Source organism: Xanthomonas sp. LMG 12461 (assembly GCF_009192935.1).
In the GTDB taxonomy this organism is placed as follows: domain Bacteria; phylum Pseudomonadota; class Gammaproteobacteria; order Xanthomonadales; family Xanthomonadaceae; genus Xanthomonas_A; species Xanthomonas_A sontii.
Genome location: NZ_NQYT01000045.1, coordinates 1 through 21,555 on the forward strand (window position 1 = coordinate 1; position 21,555 = coordinate 21,555).

The following is a 21,555-nucleotide window of genomic DNA, read 5'->3' on the forward strand; positions in this document are numbered from 1 at the left end:
TCGCGATCATGGTGGGCTAGGAGCGCAGTCCTGCCTTGTCGCGTCAGTGTCATGACGGGGTACAGACTCAGGACACCACTAGCGAGCCCAAGGGCCAGCATGTGGAGGGCGGAGCCGATCTGCGATGCAAGCTCGAAGCTTTAGGAGCGACTGGACCTCCCGCACCTCCTCCGATGATCAGTCGGAAGACATGACGCCTGTTTAGGGGCGACATGTCCAGATACAAGGAGCGGCCCGAGGCCACCTCGAGCCGCTCATGCAGGAAAGCGCCTATGGCCACGCCTGAAGCGCCCTTGTGGGAGGGACTTCAGTCCCGACGCGCTACACCATAGATCACCACGGTATGACGGCGCTCTTTCAACGGACGTGGCAGGCCGACGCCGGACGTCCAGCCTCGCTCAGCCATCCAACTCCGGGTAATGCCGGAAGATGCCGTTCTCGTTGAACGGCAGGCGCCGCGGCGAGGCCAGGTAGGCGGCGATGCCCGGGCGCTCGCAGACGCGCTGCTGCAGCGCGCGCAGCCGCGGCAGCTTCGGCGAGAGTTTTTTCATCGCCTGCGGGAAGGCGTAGTCCAGCCCGCTCATCAACTGGAACAGCGACAGGTCCACGTAGGAATGCTCGCGCAGCACGTGGCGCCCGCCGCCCTGGTCCAGCACCTGCTCGAAATAGCCCAGGAACTTCGGCAGCCGTTGCTTGCGTAGGTCTTCGGCGCGGCGCCGCGCTTCGGCTTGCTGGTCTTCGTAGTACAGCGCGCTGGCGATCGGGTGGTGACTGTCGTGGACCTCGGTGACCAGGTCGGCGATGGTCAGTTGCAGTTGCAGGGCCTGCAGTCGCCGCGATTCGCTGTCCGGCACCAGGCCCAGCGGCGGGCCGAGGTAGTGCAGGATGTTGGCGACCTGCGCGATCACCAAGCGACCGGCCTTGAGGAACGGCGGCGCGAACGGGCGCGCGCCGGCATGGGCGCCATCGAGGAAAGGCTGCATCGCCGCATCGCCCTGCTCGCGCGCCACGTCGCGATAGCCGGCGCCGGCATCCTCCAGCGCCAGCCGCACGAACTCGCCGCGGCCCTGGATGCCGGTCCAGTAGTAGAGCTCGTAGTGCATGGCGGGGCCTGTGCGTGGGGACGGGAGCGCCGAGGGTAGCCGCCGTTGCGGTAGCGGCGTGTGACTGCCCGGTGCCGGAGTGCGGCGGACGTCACGTCGCGTCGCCGCCGTCCCGCGAGGTGTATACAGACGTCGCGGACGGCCTTGAAACAGGGGCGGACAGCCGCATTTTGCTGGCATGCCGGCACGGCCGGCCCTTTCCTTCAGAGGACTTCCCGATGCGGATGGACAAGCTCACCTCGCGCTTCCAGCAGGCCCTGGCCGACGCGCAGTCGCTGGCCGTGGGCCGCGACCACACCATCATCGAACCGGTGCACGTGTTCGTGGCGCTGCTCGACCAGGCCGGCGGCAGCACCCGGCCGTTGCTGGCGCAGGCCGGCGTCAATGTGCCGGTGCTGCGCGAGCGGCTCGGCGAGGCGCTGGACAAGCTGCCCAAGGTCAGCGGCCAGCCCGGCAACGTGTCGATGGGCAACGACCTCAGTCGCCTGCTCAACCAGACCGACAAGCTGGCGCAGCAGCACAACGACCAGTTCATCGCCAGCGAGTGGTTCGTGCTGGCCGCGGCCGACGACGGCGGCCCGTTGGGCCTGGCGCTGCGCGCGGCCGGCGCCGACAAGAAGAAGCTCGAAGCCGCCATCGACAAGCTGCGCGGCGGCGAGACGGTGCAGTCGGAGAACGCCGAGGAGCAGCGCCAGGCGTTGGAGAAGTACACCATCGACCTCACCGCGCGCGCCGAGAGCGGCAAGCTCGATCCGGTGATCGGCCGCGACGAGGAAATCCGCCGCACCGTGCAGGTGCTGCAGCGGCGTACCAAGAACAACCCGGTGCTGATCGGCGAGCCCGGCGTCGGCAAGACCGCCATCGTCGAGGGCCTGGCCCAGCGCATCGTCAACGGCGAAGTGCCCGAAGGCCTGCGCGGCAAGCGCGTGCTGTCGCTGGACATGGGCGCGCTGATCGCCGGCGCCAAGTTCCGCGGCGAGTTCGAGGAGCGGCTCAAGGGCGTGCTCAACGATCTGTCCAAGAACGAGGGCCAGATCATCCTGTTCATCGACGAACTGCACACCATGGTCGGCGCCGGCAAGGCCGATGGCGCCATGGACGCGGGCAACATGCTGAAGCCGGCGCTGGCGCGCGGCGAGTTGCACTGCATCGGCGCCACCACCCTGGACGAGTACCGCAAGTACATCGAGAAGGACGCGGCGCTGGAGCGGCGCTTCCAGAAGGTGTTCGTCGGCGAGCCGAGCGTGGAGGACACCATCGCCATCCTGCGCGGGCTCAAGGAGCGCTACGCGGTGCACCACGGCGTGGAGATCACCGACCCGGCGATCGTCGCCGCGGCCACGCTGTCCAATCGCTACATCACCGACCGCCAGTTGCCGGACAAGGCCATCGACCTGATGGACGAAGCGGCCAGCCGCATCCGCATGGAGATCGACTCCAAGCCGGAGGAACTGGACCGCCTGGAGCGGCGCCTGATCCAGCTCAAGATCCAGCGCGAGATGCTGAAGAAGGAGAAGGACGAGGCCTCGCGGCAGCGCCTGGCCGACCTGGAGAGCGACATCGACAAGCTCGAGCGCGAGTTCTCCGATCTGGACGAGGTGTGGAAGTCGGAGAAGGCCGCGCTGCAGGGCGCGACCAAGATCAAGGAGCAGATCGAGCAGGCGCGCGTGGAACTGGAGGCCGCGCAGCGGCGCCAGGACTACGCCAAGATGAGCGAGATCCAGTACGGCCTGCTGCCGAACCTGGAGAAGCAGCTGGCCGCGGCCAACGAGGCCGAACAGCACGACTTCAAGCTGGTACAGGACCGCGTCACCGCCGAGGAGATCGCCGAGGTGGTGTCGCGCTGGACCGGTATCCCGGTCAACAAGATGCTCGAGGGCGAGCGCGACAAGCTGCTGCGCATGGAGGACGAACTGCACCAGCGCGTGGTCGGCCAGGAAGAGGCGATCAAGGTGGTGTCCGACGCGGTGCGCCGCTCGCGCGCCGGCCTGTCCGATCCGAACCGGCCCAGCGGCTCGTTCCTGTTCCTGGGCCCCACCGGCGTCGGCAAGACCGAGCTGTGCAAGGCGCTGGCCGAGTTCCTGTTCGACAGCAGCGACGCGATGATCCGCATCGACATGAGCGAGTTCATGGAGAAGCACTCGGTGGCGCGGCTGATCGGTGCGCCTCCGGGCTATGTCGGCTATGAGGAAGGCGGCTACCTGACGGAGGCGGTGCGGCGTCGGCCGTATTCGCTGATCCTGCTCGACGAAGTCGAGAAGGCGCACAGCGACGTGTTCAACATCCTGCTGCAGGTGCTCGACGACGGCCGCCTCACCGATGGCCAGGGGCGTACCGTGGACTTCCGCAACACCGTCATCGTGATGACCTCCAACCTGGGCTCGCACCAGATCCAGGAGCTGAGCGGCGACGGCAGCGCCGAGGCCTACACGCAGATGAAGGCGGCGGTGATGGGCGTGGTGCAGGCGCACTTCCGCCCGGAGTTCATCAACCGCCTGGACGACATCGTGGTGTTCCATCCGCTGGACAAGGCGCAGATCAAGTCGATCGCGCGCATCCAGCTGCATGGCCTGGAGAAGCGCCTGGCCGAGCGCGGGCTGAAGATCGAACTGGGCGAGCGCGCGCTGGAGCTGCTCGGCAATGTCGGCTTCGACCCGGTGTACGGCGCGCGTCCGCTCAAGCGCGCGATCCAGTCGCAACTGGAGAACCCGCTGGCGCAGCAGATCCTGTCCGGCCAGTTCCTCAGCGGCGACACCATCAAGGTCGAGGCCGAGGGCGGCAAGCTGGTGTTCGAGAAGGCCTGATGGGTTCCATCGCGCAGGCGCGTTCCGCTGTGTCGGCGGCGCGCGCCCTGCTGGTGGACATGGACGGAGTGCTGCGGCTGTGGCCCGACGACGATGCGGCGCTGGAGCGCGCGCACGGCGTGCCGCCGGGCAGTCTGCGCGCGGTGGCATTCGCGCCGGCGCTGCTGGAGCCGGCGATTCGCGGTGCGACGCTCGATGCGCAATGGCGGGCCGAGGTGGCCGCGCGCCTCGCCGCGCTCGCGCACGGGGCCGACGTTGCGGCCTTGGTCGACGCCTGGTCCGCGCCGACGGCGGCGCGGCTCAACCCGCCGGTGCTGGCGCTGCTGCGTCAGGTGCGCCAGCGCATGCCCGTGGTGCTGCTGAGCAACGCCACCTCGCGCCTGTCGCACGACCTGCAGGCGCTCGGCATCGCCGACGCGTTCGATGCGGTGGTGAATTCCAGCGAGGTCGGTGCGATCAAACCCGAGCCGGCGATCTTCCTGCATGCACTGGCGCGGCTCGGCGTAAAGGCGGACGCGGCCTTGATCGTCGACGATGCGACGATCAACGTCGATGCTGCGTGCGCCTTGGGCCTGCGTGCCGAGGGCTATGTCGATGCCGAGGCGTTGCGTGCCTGGCTGTTGGCCCATGGCGCGCTGCATGCCGCGACGGATCGGCGCGCCAAGGTCGGCGTTCCCTCCGGCAGCAGTGCGTGCGCCTACTTCTCCAGGGACAGCGTGATGCCTGCTACGCAGGCCGCCTCGGGGTGTGCGCGTTGCGCGGCGAACGTACCTTGCAGGGTGGCCCCCACGGCAAGCTTGTCGCGCTGGAAACTGGCGCCGACGCCAAAGTCGGTATCGGCGTATTGCGGTGGTGGCGGCTCGACAGCGAAGTACTCTTTCGAGAATCCGGCGGCGGCCAGCCTGTCGGCCAGTTGCCCTAGCCGCAGCGGGCAGGCGTCGCCCATGTCGCGATAGCGGTAGCCGAGCCCGCTGCCCGCAGCCACGGGCGCATCTTCCTTGGAACTGATGGAAAGCGAGAGCGAGGCCCGGTCGGGCAAGTACTTCGCTTCGACCTCTTGCGTGAACGCCATGCCGGCGGCGTCGACGAAAGCAGCGAAGACGTTGCCGACCGGTGGCCGCGGCGAGGGATTCCACGGTTCGGCATACGGCGGCGGCAGCATGCCGGGGAAAAAATCCAGGTCGAACCGATCGCAGAGATGGCGCAAGGTCAACGCCGCCTCGTCGCCAGCGATCACCGCGTCGAGCACGCCGAGGTAGCGTTGCATCATGACGTGCGCGGGCACGCTGGAATCCTGTTCGGGATCGGCCAGATAGCGCTGGTGCTGCGCCTCGCAAGTGTAGGGCTGGCTCCACTGTTCCATCGCATAGGACGGCGGCGGCGCGGCCCGCGCGAACGCTGGCAGGGCGAAGAGCAGCAGCGGAATCGAGCGGATGGCGGCGCGTTGCATCGGGTGAGCATCCCGGCGGGCTGGCCGGCCCATCATACCGGGTGCCCGCGCGCCGTCCGCACCGGGTGGGCTGACAACCCGGCGTCATGGCCTCATAACCGCGGGTTTGCATTCGCTGCCACGCAGGGCGCTATCGTCTCGGCTCCTCTTGCCGAGATCCGTCCATGTCCGACCCGAACTGGAAGCTGGAAACCATCGCCGTGCACGGCGGCTATCGTCCCGATCCGACCACCCGCGCGGTGGCGGTGCCGATCTACCAGACTGTGGCCTATGCCTTCGACGACACCCAGCACGGCGCCGACCTGTTCGACCTGAAGGTGCGGGGCAACATCTACAGCCGCATCATGAACCCCACCACAGACGTGCTGGAGCAGCGCATCGCCGCGCTTGAAGGCGGTATCGGCGCGCTGGCGGTGGCCTCCGGGCAGGCGGCGGTGACCTATGCCATCCAGACCATCGCCGAGGCCGGCGACAACATCGTCTCCTCCAGCGCGCTGTACGGCGGCACCTACAACCTGTTCGCGCATACGCTGCCGCTGTCCGGCATCCAGACCCGCTTCGCCGACTACCGCGATCCGGGCGCGTTCGCCGGGTTGATCGACGAGCGCACCAAGGCCATCTTCGTCGAGTCGATCGGCAATCCGCGCGGCAACGTCACCGACCTGGAAGCGGTGGCCGCCATCGCCCACGCGCATGGCGTGCCGCTGATCGTCGACAACACCGTGCCCACGCCGTACCTGCTGCGGCCGTTCGACTTCGGCGCCGACATCGTGGTGCATTCGCTGACCAAGTACCTGGGCGGCCACGGCACCAGCCTGGGCGGGGCGATCGTCGATTCCGGGCGCTTCCCGTGGGCGACGCACGCACAGCGCTTCCGCCGCCTCAACGAGCCGGACGTGAGCTACCACGGTGTGGTCTACACCGAGGCGCTGGGTGAGGCTGCCTACATCGGTCGCGCGCGGGTGGTGCCGCTACGCAACACCGGCGCGGCGCTGTCGCCGTTCAACGCGTTCCAGATCCTGCAGGGCATCGAGACGTTGCCGCTGCGCATGGACCGGATCAACCAGAACGCGCTGGCGCTGGCGCGGCACCTGCAGGGCGAGGCCAAGGTGGAGTGGGTCAACTACGCCGGCCTGCCGGACCATCCCGAGCACGCGCTGGCGCAAAAGTACCTGCGCGGCCACGGCTCGGGTGTGCTGACCTTCGGCCTGCGCGGCGGCCGCGCCGCCGGCGCGCGCTTCCTCGATGCGCTGCAACTGTTCACCCGCCTGGTCAACATCGGCGACGCCAAGTCGCTGGCCACGCATCCGGCGTCCACCACGCATCGCCAGCTCTCGCCCGAGGAATTGCAGCGCAGCGGCGTCAGCGAGGATACGGTGCGGCTGTCGGTGGGCATCGAGCACATCGACGACCTGCTCGCCGACCTGCAGCAGGCGCTGGCGCAGGCCTGAGCCACGCCGCGGGCTGCACGCGTGCTCAGCGGAAGAACTGGCTCGGCGGCTGCCCGAACTGGCGCTTGAACATGGCGGTGAACGCGCTGGGGCTGTCGTAGCCCAGCTCCAGCGCCACGTCGATGATGCGGTCGCCGGCGGCCAGCCGTTCGAGCCCGCGCAGCAGGCGCAGTTGCTGGCGCCACTGGCCGAAGCGCATCTGCAGTTCGCGTTGGCACAGGCGCTGGATGGTCTTGACGTCCACACCCAGCGCCGCGGCCCAGGCGTGCAGCGTGGTGGGAGCGGCCGGGTCGGCGTCGAGCGCGGCGGCGATGCGCAGCAGGCGCGGATCGCGCGGCTGCGGCAGGTACAGCGGCAGCGCCGGCAGGGCATGCAGTTCGTCCAGGATCAGCCGCATCAGCCGCCCGTCGCGCGAGTCGGCGGCGTGGTCCCAGGGGATCTCCGCGGCGCTGCGGATCAGTGCTTCCAGCAGCGGCTCCACCGCCATCACCGTCGGCGTGTCTGGCATGCCGGCGATGGCGGCGGGGCGGATGTACAGGCTGCGCATGCGCAGGACGCCGATCCAGCGCACGCTGTGCTCGGTGCCGGCGGGGATCCACAGCGCGCGCGTGCTCGGCACCACCCAGTGGCCCTGGCCCGAGCGTACCACCATCAGGCCGGAGACCGCGTAGATCAACTGATGACGCGCATGCCGGTGCGGGGCGATGGCGCTGTCGGGCGGGTAGTCGACGGCCTTGCACACCACGTCGGCGGGCGCGTCGTCCGCATTGCGGCCGGCGCGCGGCACCAGCATGTCCTTTTTGCGATGGTTACTGGGCATGTCGCGCAAGAAGGTCGGGGCAGGGCAGCCTACCATGCACGCACTCCCGGCAATGCCTGTCCCGCCATGTCCACGCTGCGTCCTGCCGCGCCCGCTGCTGCCTCTCCCGCCGCTCCCGTCGCCCTGCGCAAGGTCGCGTCCGGCGTTCTGGCTGCGATCACCTCCTCGCACCTGATCAACGACATGATGCAGTCGCTGATCCTGGCGCTGTACCCGGTGCTCAAGGGCCAGTTCCAGCTCAGCTTCGCCCAGGTCGGGCTGATCACTCTCACCTACCAGATCACCGCCTCGCTGTTCCAGCCGCTGATCGGGCTGCGCACCGATCGCCGACCGGCGCCGTATTCGCTGCCGATGGGCATGAGTTCCACGCTGTGCGGGTTGTTGCTGCTGGCCTATGCGCCCAGCTTCGGCATGGTGTTGCTGGCGGCGGCCTTGGTCGGGATCGGCTCGGCGATCTTCCATCCCGAATCCTCGCGCATCGCGCGGCTGGCCTCGGGCGGCCGCCATGGTCTTGCGCAATCGGTGTTCCAGGTCGGCGGCAATACCGGCACCGCGCTGGGGCCGCTGATCGCCGCGGCGGTGATCGTGCCCAACGGCCGCCACAGCGTGGCCTGGTTCGGCGGCGCGGCGTTGCTCGGCATCGCCTTGTTGTCCTACGTCGGGCGCTGGTACGCGCTGCACCTGCAGGCCGCGCGCGCGGCGCCGCGGCCGGTCGCCGCGGTGCCGGCGCTGCCGCGCGCCACGGTGGTGCGCATCGTCGGCATCCTGCTGCTGCTGATCTTCTCCAAGTATTTCTACATCGCCGGGCTGAGCAGCTACTACACGTTCTACCTGATCCAGCGCTTCGGCATTTCGGTGCAGAGCGCGCAGCTGCACCTGTTCGCGTTCCTGCTGGCGTCGGCATTGGGCACGTTGATCGGCGGCCCGGTCGGCGACCGCATCGGCCGCAAGCCGGTGATCTGGGTGTCGATCCTGGGCGTGGCGCCGTTCGCGCTGGCGCTGCCGCACGTGGGCCTGCATGCGGCCACCGCGTTGACCGTGCTGATCGGCTTCGTGTTGTCCTCGGCGTTCTCGGCGATCCTGGTGTATGCGCAGGAAATGATGCCCGGCCGCATCGGCACCATCTCCGGGCTGTTCTTCGGCTTCGCCTTCGGCATGGGCGGGCTGGGCGCGGCGGTGCTGGGCCTGCTCGCCGACCATCGCGGCATCGTCTTCGTGTACCAGGTGATGTCGTTCCTGCCGCTGCTGGGCAGCGTCGCCGCGCTGCTGCCGGGCCGGCGACCCGACGCTGTCGCGACGCACTAGCACGACCGCGCGTGGCCGGCATCGGCCGGCGTGGACAGCTTGGCGAAAGCCAGCGGCCGCATGCTGTCGCGCCGGCCGTCGCGCCCCCATCGCCGTCTTCGCATGCCTGTCATCGCCATGGTCTCGTCCATTGCCCACGCCTGGTCCACGCTGGTCGACCTGGTCGCCAGCCACGCGGTGGCGCCGCTGCTGGCGGCGCTGCACCTGACCGGGCTCAGCGACGATCCGCACGACATCGCCGCCTCGCTGCTGGTGGCGGCCCTGCAGCTGTCCATCATCGGCGTGCTGTTCCGGCCGCTGGAGAGCCTGTGGCCGGCCGAGCGCTGGGAACATCGGCGGCTGGCGCGGATCGACTTCCACTACACCTGGTTGATGCTGATCGGGGTGTTCCCGCTGTTCTCGTTCCTGATCCTGACCCCGGTGGTGAACGCGCTGGGCGGCGCCGACCCCAACGCCGCGGCGGCGCCGGAGACCGGCCTGCGCCATGCCTGGCCGTGGCTGGACCGGCATCCGCTGGCGCTGTTCGCGCTGTACTACCTGGCCTACGACTTCACCTACTACTGGATGCACCGGGTGCAGCACTGGATGCCGTGGTGGTGGGCGATGCACAGCATGCACCACAGCCAGCGCCAGCTCAGCTGCTGGGCCAACGACCGCAGCAACTACCTGGACGGCATGCTGCAGTCGTTCGTGCTGGCCGCGGTGGGCATCGCGTTCGGCATCGAGGCCGACGAGTTCGCCTGGCTGATGCTGCTCGGCGAGCTGGTGCAGAACCTGTCGCATGCCAACACCCGGTTCGGCTTCGGTCCGGTGCTCGACAAGATCCTGGTCGATCCGCCGTTCCACCGCCTGCACCACATGCGCGTGGACCCGGAGCGACCGGGGCTGCACAACTGCAACTTCGGCCAGGTGTTCGCGTTCTGGGACGTGCTGTTCGGCACCGCGCTGTACGGCGAGCCGGTGCGGCCGACCGGCGTGGGCGACCCGATGGTGGACCGCGACAACGAGCTGGGCCTGGTGGCGCTGCAGTTGGAAGGGCTCAAGCGCTTCTGGGGTGCGGTGCGGCGCCGCTCAGGATGGACGCCGGGCGAAGTGGCGTTCGGCGAGGACTATGCGCCGATTCCGGTGGATCATGCTGGTTTGCCACTGCATGTCGAGCCGCCTGCGGCTGCGGCTTCTACGCCGGCGTCGAATGGTTGAAGGGCCGGGATTGGAGAGTCGGGATGACCAGCCGTTCGGCTGTGGAAAGCAGGGATTCGTAAGAGCGGTGGCGGTTGGCAATGCCGGTCCTTGCTGGCTTCGCTGGCTGTCGTACCCTCACCCCAACCCCTCTCCCGAGGGGAGAGGGGCTCGGCTTTTCCCTTCTCCCCTTGGGAGAAGGTGCCCCGCAGGGGCGGATGAGGGTACGGGCGTAGCCTCGTGCACCCGAACATCGCGAGACGCCAGGCGCCGTACCCTCACCCCAACCCCTCTCCCGGGGGAGAGGGGCTCGGCTTTTCCCCCTTCTCCCCTTGGGAGAAGGTGCCCCGCAGGGGCGGATGAGGGTAGGGCGCAGCCTCGTGCCCCCGAACATCGCGAGACGCCAGGCGCCGTACCCTCACCCCAACCCCTCTCCCGGGGGGAGAGGGGCTCGGCTTTTCCCTTCTCCCCTTGGGAGAAGGTGCCCCGAAGGGGCGGATGAGGGTAGGGCGCAGCCTCGTGCCCCCAAACACCGCGAGACGCTACGCGCCGTACCCCCACCCCAACCTCTCTCCCACGGGACTTCCTTCGGTCGCCGGGGGGAGAGGGGCTTACTGGCTCACTGTTTTTTTGAGGCAACCGCTCATGAAGGTCTTGCGGGCGTCGCCCTGCAGTTTCTGCGTCGCGGCTTGCGCGTTGCAGTCCTTCATCCGTTGCTGCGAAGCGTTGCCGGCTGCAGGCGCGGTGCCGCCGCTGAGGCAGGCCTTTTGCGCGCTCTTGTACTCATCGCCTTTCTTGCCCTTGTTCTGGGCCGAGCACTTGGCCATCAGGGTCTGTTGTGCGGTCTGCGGCTTGGTCGCGGCGGCGGCCAGCAGTGGGGCGGCGGTGAAGCTCAGCAGCAGGCAGGTGGCGGCGAAGCGGGCGGAACGGGTCATGGCGGCAGCTCCGGTTGGATGTGCCGGCAGGGTGCGCCGGCACGGGTGACCGGATCATGACGCGGCGGCGGCCGAGTCGGCAATGCGGCGCTGCGGCAAGGCGTCGGCGGCCTGCGCCGGCCCGTCGAGGAACAGCATCTGTGGCGGTGGATGCATCAGGAACTGCTGGTGCGAGATGTTCCAGGCGTAGGCGCCGGCCAGCGGGAACGCCAGGAAGTCGCCCGGCGCCAGTGCGGCCACCGGCTGGTCGCGGGCCAGTACGTCCTTGGGCGTGCACAGTTGCCCGACCAGGGTCACCCGCGCATCGCGCAGCACCGGCGGCTGGGTGCCGCGCAGCACCAGGAACGGATGGTCGTGGCCTTGCGCGGCAGGCGTGCGGAAATGATGGGTGCCGCCGCGGCCGACGGCGAACTGCGCGCCATGGCTGCGCTTGATGTCCAGCACCTCCATCAGGTACCAGCCGCAGGCGACGCTGACATAGCGGCCCGGCTCCAGGCGCAGGCGCAGACCTTGGCCGTGCGTGCGCAGCAGCGCCGGCAACCCCGCGCAGAACGCGGCCCAGTCGAACGAGGCCGCCGGATCGGCGTAGTCCACGCCGAAGCCGCCGCCGGCATTCACCGTCAGTGGGCCCAGCGCGTAGGCCTGGCGCCAGCCCTGCACGGTCTGCAGGTAGTGCGCGATCAGCCGCAACTGCAGCTGCGCATCGCGCTGGTGCGACAGCAGGTGGAAGTGGAAGCCGTCCAGGCGCAGCCCGCTCGCGCCGCGCAGCACCTGCATCGCGGCATCCAGGTCGTCCACGTCCAGGCCGAACGGCGAGGGTCGCCCGCCCATCACCAGGCGCGTGTCCTGCATGCCCGGCACCACGATGTTCAGGCGCAGGAACACCGACAACGGGCCTGTGCGCGACGCGGTGATGCGCGCCAGTCGCTGCAGCTCGCCCAGGCTTTCCACGTGCACGCTGCAGTCGGGCAGGCTGGCGGCCAGCTGCAGTTCGGTATCGAGCTTGCCGGGGCCACCGAACAGCAGTCGACGGCCCGGCTGGTGCGTGTGCAGCCATTGCAGTTCGCCGCCGGAGGCCGCCTCGAAACCGTCCACCCACGGTGCCAGCGTGCGCAGCACGGGGGGCTCGGCGTTGGCCTTGGCCGCATAGAACAGCTCGCACTCGGCCGGCAGGTGCGCGCGCAGCATCGCCGCATGCGCCTGCAGCGCGGCCAGGTCGTAGACGTAGGCGCAGACCGGGCCGTCGGCCTGCGTGCGCAACTGCGCCAGCGCCGCGTGCAGTGGTGCGGGATCGATGCGCAGGCTCATGCCGCCGCCTGCCGCAGCGCGGCGCTGCCGATCGGGTTGGGCAGGAAGCTGTAGTCGGCATGGCGGTCGGCACGCTGCAGCAGGCGCAGGCGCAGGTTGTTTTTGGCCGGCAGCGGCGCGCCGTCGAGCAGGGCCTGCAGTGCCGGTTGCGTGCCGTGGCGCTGCTGCCAGCTGCGCGCGATGTCGCCGACGATCTGCCACAGCTGGCGTTCGCGGCGGTCGTGGCCGTCGGCGAGGTGGAAGATTGCTTCGGCCAGGTTGTTGACCAGCGCGCAGTAGGCGATGCGGTTCCAGCCGCGTTCGGCGCTGTAATACAGCGACTGTCGCGCGGTCTCGGACATGCCCGACAGGCGTGCGGCCGGCCAGCGCGACGGCAGCAGCTTGGTGCCTTCGAGGTCGCGGATCCACACCTGTGTCGGCAGGCCGTCCTCGCAGCCGATCACGGTGTTCTGCAGGTGCGGCTCCAGCACGATGCCGTAGCCGAACCAGGCGCTCCACACGCCATCCAGCAGAAGTCGCGCATAGGCGCGGAACCAGGCCGCGGTGGCCGCCTCCAGGCTGCTGCCGCTGCGCTGCGCCAGCGTCTGCAGTGCGGCGGCGCAAGCCGGCTGGCCGCGTGCATCGTTGGTGAACAGCGCACCGGCCACCTGCGGGCGATAGCGTGCCCGCTGCGCCGCCGGGATCGCCTGCCGGTACAGCACGCCGAAGCTCTCGCCCAGCTCGCGGCAGGCCTGCGCATCGGCGTCCAGCGCGGAGAAGTCCAGATCGGTGGCGGCCGGCTCCAGCAGCACGTTGAAGCCGGGCACGCGCTGTGCCAGCGCCTGCCAGTCCGGCGCCAGCAGGCGGGTCAGCGCCACCGCGCTTTCCAGTTCGTACCAGGCGTTCTTGCGCACGCAGTTGGTCAGGCGCACGTGTACCGACAGCTTGAGGAAATGATCGAGCTCGGCGTGGTAGAGCGTGCGCACCGACGAGGTCGGGCGCAGCGCCAGGCCGCGTTCGCCCAGCGGCTCGATCCAGCCGCGCGCCTGCGCCTGGCGCAGCAGCGGATGCGCCAGCACGCGCTCGGCCTCCCACGGATGGCACGGGTACAGGTCGGCGCCGCCGCCAGCCTGCGCCAGCGTCGCGCGCACGTCATCGCCCTGTGCGCGATACAGGCGCGGATCGATGCGGAACCAGAACAGCGGGAAGGCGCTGCGCGCTTCCGGCGCGCAGGCCAGCACCTGCTCCAGCGGCACGCCTTCGCGGCTCTTGGGCGTGGGATGGAAGGCGTGGCCCCACAGCATCGACTGCTCGGCATCGATCAGCGTCTCGCCGGTGGGCTGGGCGGCGTCGGCCTGGCGCAGCAACTGCGCGGTGATGGCGATGCTGTTGGCGCTCTGCGCCAGCAGTTCCAGGTTGGGCGCGTGCTCGCCTTCGCTGAGTTCCTGCAGCAGCAGGCGCACCAGCGCCTCTGCGTCCAGGCAGTGCCACGGACGGCCGTCGGCCTTCAGGTAGGGCGCCGAGGCGAAGCGGCAGCGGCCCAGGCCGTCGGCATGCGCCAGGCGCACGCACAGCGTGGCGCCGGAGGGCAGGCGCAGGCGCAGCCAGCGCTCGCCGGCGGCAGCGATGCCGGGCCGGTCCAGGCCGCGATAGTCGAAGTCGGCCAGGCCGCGACCGAGCGCGACTTCGCGCAGGTAGCAGTTGAGCCAGCAGGTGATCGCCTGCGCTTGCGCCAGGCTGTCGTACCACGGGTCATGCATCGGCAACGGGGACATGGACGGTTCTCCGAACGGACGTGAGCATCAGGGCCGGCAGCAGCGCCAGCAGGGCGGCCGCGGCGGCGGCGAGGAAGGGAACGGCCAGGCCATGGCCTTGCACCAGGGCACCGGCGAGGGCGCCGCCGGCGACGCCGGCGTACTTGCCGGCGGCATCGAAGCGGCCGAACAACTGACCCGCGCCGCGCCCGCCGGCAACCTCGGCCAGGCTGCGGTTGAGGCCGCGCAGCGCCATCCACATGCCCAGGCCGAACAGCAGCCGCGCGGCGATCAACCAGCCGGGCGCCGGCGGCGCCATCTGCAGCAGGCAGGCCAGTGCGAACAGCGCCAGCCCCGCCGGCAGCGGCGACATGCGGTGGTCGCGACCGCGCCAGCACGGCATCAGCACCAGGTAGACCAGGTGCGGCAGGCTGTACAGCAGGCCGGCGACCGCGCTGCTGCCGATGCCGTGCGCTTGCGCATACGGCAGGAAGTAGGGAAAGGTCACCACCATCGCGAAACAGAACAGGAACTGCGTGGTCCACAGCGCCCAGCGCTGGCGGCGCTGCGCCGCATCCGCCTGCGGCATCGCGGGTGTGGATGCGACTGCCGCCGGCGCGCGCGGCGGATCGGCCGGCAACCGCCAGCTCAGCGCGAAGGCCAGCAGCGGCAGCAGCGCCAGGTAGCGGTACAGCGACTGCGCCGGCCCCAGCGCGGTGGCCAGGCCGAGCAGCGCCGGTGCGGTGACCATCGCCAGGCGTGCCGAGAACTGGGTCCAGTCCAGCGCCCGCGCCAGCGAGCCACGCTGCGCCTGGCTGCTGAGATAGGCGTTGGTCGCGGCCAGCGAGCCGCCGCAGGCGCCTTGCACGACCAAGCCGACGACCAGCCAGCCCAGGTTCGGCGCGAAGCCGGCCATGAGGAAGCCAAGCGCCAGGCCGAGTTGCGCGCGCAGCAGCGAGCGCTTGCGTCCATAGCGGTCGGCCAGCCGGCCCCAGGTGCTGGCGGTGAGCGCAGTGCACAGCGTCGGCAGCACGTACAGCACGCCGCTCCAGCCGATCGCCGCACCCGGCGCGAGCTGCTGCAGCACCTGCGGCAGGAACAGCGGCATGCCCAGCGCGGTGAAGGCGGCCAGATAATGCGCGGCCAGCACCGGGCCGAGGAGGCGCTTCATCGCGCCGCCCCGGCCGCGACCGCGCGCGCCGTCAGCGCATCCTCGCGCAGCAGGTTGGGCGCGCTGTCGCCGTAGAACTTGTTGATGTCCGCCGCGCCGGTGATCTGCTTGCCGAGCAGGCTGCCGGCGCTGAGCAGGTACTTCACCGGAAGCGTGGGCGCGTCCAGCAGCGCCTGCGCCGGGGCGGTGTCGATGCCGTCCTCACGCAGCGCGCGCAGGGTGCCGTGCAGGCGCGCGCGCAGCAGTGCGTACAGCGGGGCGCGCAGTCCCGGCTGCCATTCCGCCAGCCCTTCCAGCACCGCCTGCAGATCCAGTTGCAGGATGATGGTGCAGAACATCCGCGCCAGCGCGGCGTCGTCCTGCACCACGATACGCGCGTCGCGCGGGGTGCCCAGCGCGGCCAGCGCCGGCCGTTGCGCGTACAGCCGCGGCAGCAGCACCCGCGCCGCGTCGTTGTCCTTCATCAGCAGCCGCGGCGCGCGGCCGGCGGCGTAGATCAGCACGCTGTTCTGCTGGTTGGCCTCCAGCGCGATGCCGTAGCGCAGCCACAGCCGCAGGTGCACCTGGCACATCAGCGCCAGGTAGCTGTCCCACCAGGCGGTGAGGTCGCCGCCATGGAAGCGGTCGGCCAGGTGCGCGGCCAGCGGTCGGCCATCGGGCAGCGTCGCGCACAGGCCGGCCACCGGTACCAGGGTCGCCTCCGGCAACGCCGGATAGCGGCGCAGCAGGTAGGACAGGTGGCGTGTCTCGCCGACATGGCCGGCATGCGCCTCGTCCACGTGCAGGTAGCGTTCGCCCAGCGCCGGATCGTGCGCGGCCAGGTCGCACAGCACGCGTTCGAACCAGTGACCGTCGTACAGCGTGGACGGTTTGATCAGGCGCAGGTTGAGCGCGCCGAGCGTGCGCATCGGCACCGGCAGCTTCAGATGATGATCCGGAAACGCCAGCGGAATCACCGTGCGCAGCGACAGCGACGGGCGCACCTGCAGCCACGGCTGCGGCGCGGCGATCGCGCCGTCCGGCAGGGCGAAGCCGTCCTCGCCCAGCCTCGCGAAGATCAGCGGGTGCAGCGGCCAGGCGACATGGTCGGCGTCCAGCGCCGGGTCCAGGCCGAGCATGCTCGGGCGCGGCCAGAACGCCGGCGGCGGCGTGGTCTGGGTGACCTGCGCGATTGGCAGCGCCAGCCAGCGCAGCGCGAAGCTGGGGCCGAACTCCGGTGCGTAGCGCGGCAGGTCGGCATCGTCCAGGCCAAGCTTGGCGCGTGCGCTGGGATAGAACGGATGGTCGCGGTGGCTGGCCAGTTGTTCGCAGCGGTAGGCGCGCTCGTGCGCATCGGCGGCGTCCAGCGCGGTGGCCAGCAGCGGCCGTTGCTGCGCGTAGGCCTGCCGCGCGAGCGCGCGCTGGCGTACCGCGCACTCGGCTTCCTCGACATAGGCGCGGTGCAGCGCCTGGGTCTCCGCGTCGAGCCCGGCACCCAGTCGCGCCAGCCACTGCGCGGCGCCGGATTCGCAGACACTGTGCTGCCCGGTTTGCAGGACCCAGCCGTCGCTGCAGGCGCTCACGGTCTGCAGGTAGCCGGCGCGGCGCAGCGGCAGCCACAGTTCGCCGTCGGGCAGGTGCGCGATGCGCCACCAGATGGCGTCCGCGGGCAGCGGCGCCTGCGCCCAGGCGGCGAGCACCGCCGGCGGCGGCGTGGCCGCGGCGCCGCGGCTGACGATGCCGCGCAGGTCTTCGCGCAGGCAGGCGTCGATCACGCGCAGGTCGATGTAGCGGCGGTCGGCGTCCTGGCTCATGCCGCCACTCCGGTGGTGGTGTCGATGCGCCAGTGCAGCGACGCCTCGGTGCGGGCCAGCGCCTGCTGCAGGTCCGACGCGGTGTCGGCGAGCACGTCCAGCACGCCCAGGTAATCCTTGTTGGAGTGGCTCAGGCGGATGGCGTCGCCGGGTTGCCGCAGGCGGCGGTAGCGTGCTTCCCAGTGCGCGTCGCTGCTGGCGTGGTCGGCGCTGGCCACCGCCAGCCTGCCGTCGTGCTCGGCCACGTAGTAGCGCACCAGCGCCTGCGCGCGGCGCGCCTGCAGCGCCGGCAGCGGCCGGCCCAGGTGCAGGCCGAGCACGCTGTCGAACCAGTGCCCGCCGAACAGGCGGTCGAGCAGGAATTCGCGGCCGTCGCCGATGCTGCGGTAGTTGATCTCCACCAGCACCGGGCCGTCGGCGGTGAGGATGAACTCGCTGTGGCACACGCCGAAGCCGATGCCGAACGCCTGCAGTTGCGTCAGTGCCTGCTGCAGCACCGGGGTGTCGATGGCGCTGCGCCAGCGCGCCTCGCATTCGACGAAATGCGGTGGCGCCGACAGTTGCACGTCGAAGCCGCCGATCGGCTGCAGGGTGCGCCCGTCGCCTAGCGTTTCCAGGGTGAACAGCGGACCCTCCAGCACGCTCTCCAGCAGCACGCTGCGCTGCGGGTGGCGCTGCCAGAAATCATCGAGGTAGGCCTGCAGCGCCGCCGCGTCGGCGCAGTGGCGCACGTCCAGGCTGGCCACGCCTTCGCGCGGCTTGGCGATCAGCGGCCAGGGCGCCTGCGCCGGCGGCATCGCGCCCGGCGCCAGGCTGCAGAACCACGGCGCCGGCAGGCCGAGCGCGCGCAGCCGCTGGCGCATCGCCGCCTTGTTCTTGGCCGCGTAGCAGACCTGCCACTCCTTGCCCGGCACGCCGAGCGCGGCGGCGACCACGGCGGCGCTGGTCTGCAGGTGGTCGCTGTTGCTGAACACCGCGCGCGGCGGCTGCGGCAGGCTGCCGAGCAGGTCGAGCACGCCCAGCGGATTGAACACGTCGCACTCCAGCACCTGCACCGGTGCGGCCGGCGGATGGCGGCGGAACTGGTCGAGGTGCGCGTGGCGGTGGTCGGTCAGCAGCAGCACCGGCACGCCCAGGCGCTGCGCGGCGGGGAGGAAGCCATCGGTCACCGCCGGGTGGCAGACGTGACTGAGGAGCAGCAGGGGAGCGTCGTGCGAGGTCATGTGCGGGTCTCGTCGGGCGCAGGCGCACGCACGCCGCCGGCGCGGCCGCGCGGAGGCGGACACGGGAGGCATGCGCCGCGGCTGCGGCAGGGTCGCGTGGTTGCCTGGCGCATCGCATCGGGCGCGCGCTGGGTAGGGGAAGGACGCGGCTGCGTCCGCTGCAGGTGCCCGCGTCTCCCGCGGGCGGCGGCGCGCCGTGCTGGCGCGCGGTGGTGCGGCGGCCGGCGTCGTCGTCCGACGCCGGCGGTGGATCAGAACGTGTACTCGAGGCCGACGGTGACGCTGCGGCCCGGCGCCGGCTGCCGGCCCCAGGGACTGGTGTCGATGCCGCGGTACCAGTACTTGCGATCGAACAGGTTGTTGACCGCCAGCGACGCGCTGAGCTTGCCGCTGGCGCCTTCGCTGAGCACCTGGCTCAGCTGCGCGTTCCACACCCAGTAGGCCGGCAGCTCGCCGATCGAGGCGATCGCGTTCTCCTGCACGGTGTTGGCCGCATCGCTGAAGGCGCGGCTGAAGTAATAGCTGGAAACGGCGACGGTGGTATGACCGGATTCGGGCCGGTACGACGCGCCGAGGGTGAGCTGGTTGCGCGAGGTGTAGGGCACGCGCAGGCCGTCGTACACGCCCGATTCCTGCCGCGCATCCAGGTAGGCGTAGCCGGCGTTGAGGGTCAGCGCGCGCAGTTGCGCCGGGCTCCACTGCAGTTCCACTTCGCCGCCCTGGTGGCGGGTCTTGCCGAGGTTGCGGTAGGTGCGCGTGGTGTTGTCGAGCTGGATCTGCTGGTCGAAGTCGATCAGGTAGCCGCCGAACTGCACGCGGGTGCGCTCATTGGGCTGGTAGCGTGCGCCGGCTTCGTAGTTCCAGGCCAGTTCGGCGTCGAGGTTGTCGCCGAAGATGATCTGGGTGACCTGCGGCGCGCGCAGCGAGCGCTGTCCGTCGGCGTACAGGTACCACTGCGGGCTGGCCTGGAATCCCAGGGTCAGGCCGGGCAGCACGTCGTCGGTCTTGTTGCGCGTGCGCGCGCCGCTGGCCAGGTTGTAGTAGCGCGAATCGACCTGCTCGTAGCGCAGGCCGGGGGTGACGGTGACGCGGCCGTCGGCCAGGGAAATCGCGTCGCTCACGTAGGCCGCCGCGCCGCGGTCCTTGAAGCGCCAGTCGCGCACCAGGGTGTACAGGCCGTCCCTGAGGCGGGTGTTGCCGACCAGGAAGTCGATGTCCTCGTTGATCGCGCGCGCGCCCAGCGTCCACTGCTGGCGCACCGCGCCGTCGCCCATCGTCCAGCTCAGCCGCGGCTCGCTGCCGTAGACGCGGAAATCGCGCGGGGCGCTCTGCCGCAGTTGCGGCGGCAGGTCGGGGCGCCAGGTCTCGCTGGCCGCCGAGCGCATGCCGACGATGAAGTTGCGGCTGCTGCGCGCGCTGAAGTTGCTCCAGTCCAGGCGCAGGTCCTGGAACGGCCCCACATCGCCGAAGTCCTGCTGATAGACCAGCGAGGCGCGGGTGGTGCGGCCGGTGAATTCGTCCAGCGGCCGCGTCGACTGGCGCGGATCGCGCAGATAGTCGGCGACGGACAAGGCGCCGGCCATGTCCATGTCGGCGACGTAGCGCTGCACGCTGGCTTTGAGCAGCTTGTCCGGCGCCAGCCACCATTCCGCGCGCAGGCGCAGGTTCTTGATGTCGGTGGCGCTGTGCTCGCGCCAGTAGTCGCCCTTGGTCCAGTTGGCGTCCAGTTGCAGACCGAACGTGTCGCTGGCATAGCCGCCGGTGCTGATCGCGGTGTCGCTCAGGTAATGCCCGACGCCGCCGGCGGTGACCTTCTGGCCCAGCGTGGTGGTCCAGGTGGTGGGGATGTCCGGGCTGATCAGGTTGATCACGCCGCCGACGTTGTTGGGGCCGTACTGCACCGCCGCGCCGCCGCGCACGATGTCGATGCGGTCGATCTGGTTCAGGCCGACCGGGAACAGCGACAGGCTGGTCTGCCCGTATGGCGCCAGCGCCAGCGGAATGCCGTCCTCCAGCACCTGGACGCGGCCGCTGCGGCTCTCGTACAGGCCGCGCAGCATGATCTGCGGCAGCGCGCCGGTGCCGGTCTCGTCGAACACCTTGATGCCCGGCACCTTCTGCAGCGCGTCGTCCAGCGAGCGGTTGGCGCCGGTGCGCAGCTGCGTGCTGTCGATCACCTGGCGGCTGCCGGCGTAGTGCTGCACGTCCTCGACGGTGGAGCGGCCGAGCAGGCTGCCCTGCACCTGCACCGCGTCGAGCTGGCGGATCCGCGCCTGCGCGTCGGCGTCGGGCGGGGTGTCCTCGGCGCGCACGCTGGTGGGAGCGAGCATGGCGGCGGCGAGGGCGACGGCCAGCAGCGAAGGGGATAGCGAAGCGATCAAGGCGACGACTCCAACAGGAACGAAACGGTCAGGGGCTGCGCAGGTCGGCTGCGCGCTGGCGCAACGCGGCCTGCAGCAGCGCGCGGTCCTCGCCGGCGAACAGCCACTGCAGATCCGCCTGCGCCAGCCAGTGCGCGCGTTGCGCGGCGTCGCGCGGATTGGGGCAGAACGGAATGCCGGCGGCGCGGCAGGCCGCGTCGATCGCCAGCAGCTGTTCCCAGACCTGCGGATGGGTGGGCTGCGGGCCGACGCCCAGGTCCAGCGCCAGGTCCAGCGCGCCTTCCATCACCAGCGACACGCCGGGCACCTGCAGGATCTGCGGCAGGGCGCGCACGCCGGCGGCGCTCTCGATCATCGGGATCACGCGCAGGCGCGCGCGGCTGCCGGCGATGTAGTCGGCCAGGGCCACGCTGCCGAAGCCGGTGACCCGGCCGCCGGTGATGCCGCGGCGGCCGTGCGGCGGGAAGTGCGCGGCGGCGACCGCGCGCTCGGCCTGCTCGGCGCTGTCCAGCCCGGCCAGGACCACGCCGCGGGCGCCGGCATCGAGCACCCGGCCGATCAGCTTGGCATCGACCTCGGGCACGCGCACCCACGGTTCGCAGCCGCCCAGCTCGCAGGCGCGGATGGCATGTTCCAGCTCGGCGGGCGAGCGCAGCACGTGTTCCAGATCGAGTACCGCGAAGTCGTAGCCGACATGCCCGAACATCTCGCACAGCAGGGCACTGGGCACGGAGTTGAGCAACCCGATCTTGCAGGCCATGGGGGAGGGCGCGCGGAACTGGGGAAGGGAGCGCAATCCTGCCGCAAACGAGAATGCTTATCAAGAAGATTCGCTACAGGTCTTCACGGCCGCCGTAGACGCTTTCTGTGCGCCACCACACTTTTCGCTGCGACTCACT

At 70.4% G+C, this 21,555-nt stretch carries 15 protein-coding genes; 5 read left to right on the forward strand and 10 right to left on the reverse strand.

Annotated features, from left to right (window positions below; genetic code table 11):
- Window positions 1–398: 398 nt before the first annotated feature.
- Window positions 399–1,103: a glutathione S-transferase gene (locus CEK68_RS12480; RefSeq protein WP_152239572.1), complete on the reverse strand. Its 705-nt coding sequence runs from the start codon at window positions 1,101–1,103 to the stop codon at window positions 399–401.
- A gap of 218 nt (window positions 1,104–1,321) precedes the next feature.
- Here CEK68_RS12480 and clpB point away from each other — a divergent pair, with 218 nt between their 5' ends.
- From clpB to CEK68_RS12500, 3 genes are all read left to right on the forward strand, one after another.
- Entirely contained in the window at window positions 1,322–3,907 is a 2,586-nt protein-coding gene (gene clpB / locus CEK68_RS12485) for an ATP-dependent chaperone ClpB (RefSeq protein ID WP_152239573.1), read from the forward strand.
- Entirely contained in the window at window positions 3,907–4,863 is a 957-nt protein-coding gene (locus tag CEK68_RS12490) for an HAD-IA family hydrolase (protein WP_226977871.1), read from the forward strand. Before clpB ends, CEK68_RS12490 begins: the two co-directional genes overlap by 1 nt.
- Before the next feature lie 658 nt (window positions 4,864–5,521).
- A complete protein-coding gene (locus CEK68_RS12500) occupies window positions 5,522–6,808 on the forward strand; it encodes an O-acetylhomoserine aminocarboxypropyltransferase/cysteine synthase family protein (RefSeq protein ID WP_152239574.1) in 1,287 nt (428 codons plus the stop codon).
- 25 nt (window positions 6,809–6,833) lie between these two features.
- Here the strand turns inward: CEK68_RS12500 and CEK68_RS12505 are convergent, their stop codons facing one another.
- Window positions 6,834–7,601, reverse strand: a complete 768-nt coding sequence (locus tag CEK68_RS12505; RefSeq protein ID WP_226977872.1) for a helix-turn-helix transcriptional regulator — start codon at window positions 7,599–7,601, stop codon at window positions 6,834–6,836.
- A gap of 93 nt (window positions 7,602–7,694) precedes the next feature.
- Between CEK68_RS12505 and CEK68_RS12510 the strand changes: the two genes are divergently transcribed.
- Both CEK68_RS12510 and CEK68_RS12515 read left to right on the forward strand, forming a co-directional pair.
- Window positions 7,695–8,933, forward strand: a complete 1,239-nt coding sequence (locus CEK68_RS12510; protein ID WP_152239575.1) for an MFS transporter — start codon at window positions 7,695–7,697, stop codon at window positions 8,931–8,933.
- A 102-nt stretch (window positions 8,934–9,035) separates the two neighbouring features.
- On the forward strand, window positions 9,036–10,133 hold the full coding sequence (locus tag CEK68_RS12515) for a sterol desaturase family protein (protein WP_152239576.1): 1,098 nt from the start codon (window positions 9,036–9,038) through the stop codon (window positions 10,131–10,133).
- 590 nt (window positions 10,134–10,723) lie between these two features.
- On the opposite strand, the gene CEK68_RS12520 is transcribed toward CEK68_RS12515, so the two are convergent.
- The 8 genes from CEK68_RS12520 to CEK68_RS12555 all read right to left on the reverse strand — a co-directional run bounded on the left by CEK68_RS12520 (window position 10,724) and on the right by CEK68_RS12555 (window position 21,416).
- Window positions 10,724–11,047 carry a PsiF family protein gene (locus tag CEK68_RS12520; RefSeq protein WP_152239577.1) on the reverse strand — a complete coding sequence of 108 codons (324 nt, stop codon included), beginning with the start codon at window positions 11,045–11,047 and terminating at the stop codon, window positions 10,724–10,726.
- Between the two features lie 54 nt (window positions 11,048–11,101).
- Window positions 11,102–12,355: a type III PLP-dependent enzyme gene (locus CEK68_RS12525; protein WP_148828140.1), complete on the reverse strand. Its 1,254-nt coding sequence runs from the start codon at window positions 12,353–12,355 to the stop codon at window positions 11,102–11,104.
- The gene (locus CEK68_RS12530; RefSeq protein WP_152239578.1) at window positions 12,352–14,109 is read right to left on the reverse strand and encodes an IucA/IucC family protein; all 1,758 of its coding nucleotides are present in this window, start codon (window positions 14,107–14,109) and stop codon (window positions 12,352–12,354) included. The genes CEK68_RS12525 and CEK68_RS12530 overlap by 4 nt, the downstream gene beginning before the upstream one ends.
- Window positions 14,087–15,259 (reverse strand): MFS transporter, encoded by a 1,173-nt coding sequence (locus tag CEK68_RS12535; protein WP_148828138.1) that lies wholly within the window; start codon window positions 15,257–15,259, stop codon window positions 14,087–14,089. The genes CEK68_RS12530 and CEK68_RS12535 overlap by 23 nt, the downstream gene beginning before the upstream one ends.
- Window positions 15,256–17,052 (reverse strand): IucA/IucC family protein, encoded by a 1,797-nt coding sequence (locus CEK68_RS12540; protein ID WP_152239579.1) that lies wholly within the window; start codon window positions 17,050–17,052, stop codon window positions 15,256–15,258. The genes CEK68_RS12535 and CEK68_RS12540 overlap by 4 nt, the downstream gene beginning before the upstream one ends.
- Window positions 17,049–18,275: a siderophore biosynthesis protein PvsA gene (locus tag CEK68_RS12545; protein ID WP_152239580.1), complete on the reverse strand. Its 1,227-nt coding sequence runs from the start codon at window positions 18,273–18,275 to the stop codon at window positions 17,049–17,051. Before CEK68_RS12545 ends, CEK68_RS12540 begins: the two co-directional genes overlap by 4 nt.
- A 251-nt stretch (window positions 18,276–18,526) precedes the next feature.
- A complete protein-coding gene (locus CEK68_RS12550) occupies window positions 18,527–20,605 on the reverse strand; it encodes a TonB-dependent siderophore receptor (protein WP_152239599.1) in 2,079 nt (692 codons plus the stop codon).
- Window positions 20,606–20,684: 79 nt separating this feature from the next.
- Complete coding sequence (locus CEK68_RS12555) at window positions 20,685–21,416, reverse strand: aldolase/citrate lyase family protein (protein ID WP_043091784.1); 732 nt, start codon at window positions 21,414–21,416, stop codon at window positions 20,685–20,687.
- Window positions 21,417–21,555: the final 139 nt, after the last annotated feature.

Bases quoted from the DNA above. Each gene is read 5' to 3' on its own strand.
- CEK68_RS12480 (WP_152239572.1), bottom strand. From the start codon at position 1,103: ATGCACTACGAGCTCTACTACTGGACCGGCATCCAGGGCCGCGGCGAG.
- clpB (WP_152239573.1), top strand. From the start codon at position 1,322: ATGCGGATGGACAAGCTCACCTCGCGCTTCCAGCAGGCCCTGGCCGAC.
- CEK68_RS12490 (WP_226977871.1), top strand. From the start codon at position 3,907: ATGGGTTCCATCGCGCAGGCGCGTTCCGCTGTGTCGGCGGCGCGCGCC.
- CEK68_RS12500 (WP_152239574.1), top strand. From the start codon at position 5,522: ATGTCCGACCCGAACTGGAAGCTGGAAACCATCGCCGTGCACGGCGGC.
- CEK68_RS12505 (WP_226977872.1), bottom strand. From the start codon at position 7,601: ATGCTGGTGCCGCGCGCCGGCCGCAATGCGGACGACGCGCCCGCCGAC.
- CEK68_RS12510 (WP_152239575.1), top strand. From the start codon at position 7,695: ATGTCCACGCTGCGTCCTGCCGCGCCCGCTGCTGCCTCTCCCGCCGCT.
- CEK68_RS12515 (WP_152239576.1), top strand. From the start codon at position 9,036: ATGCCTGTCATCGCCATGGTCTCGTCCATTGCCCACGCCTGGTCCACG.
- CEK68_RS12520 (WP_152239577.1), bottom strand. From the start codon at position 11,047: ATGACCCGTTCCGCCCGCTTCGCCGCCACCTGCCTGCTGCTGAGCTTC.
- CEK68_RS12525 (WP_148828140.1), bottom strand. From the start codon at position 12,355: ATGAGCCTGCGCATCGATCCCGCACCACTGCACGCGGCGCTGGCGCAG.
- CEK68_RS12530 (WP_152239578.1), bottom strand. From the start codon at position 14,109: ATGTCCCCGTTGCCGATGCATGACCCGTGGTACGACAGCCTGGCGCAA.
- CEK68_RS12535 (WP_148828138.1), bottom strand. From the start codon at position 15,259: ATGAAGCGCCTCCTCGGCCCGGTGCTGGCCGCGCATTATCTGGCCGCC.
- CEK68_RS12540 (WP_152239579.1), bottom strand. From the start codon at position 17,052: ATGAGCCAGGACGCCGACCGCCGCTACATCGACCTGCGCGTGATCGAC.
- CEK68_RS12545 (WP_152239580.1), bottom strand. From the start codon at position 18,275: ATGACCTCGCACGACGCTCCCCTGCTGCTCCTCAGTCACGTCTGCCAC.
- CEK68_RS12550 (WP_152239599.1), bottom strand. From the start codon at position 20,605: ATGCTCGCTCCCACCAGCGTGCGCGCCGAGGACACCCCGCCCGACGCC.
- CEK68_RS12555 (WP_043091784.1), bottom strand. From the start codon at position 21,416: ATGGCCTGCAAGATCGGGTTGCTCAACTCCGTGCCCAGTGCCCTGCTG.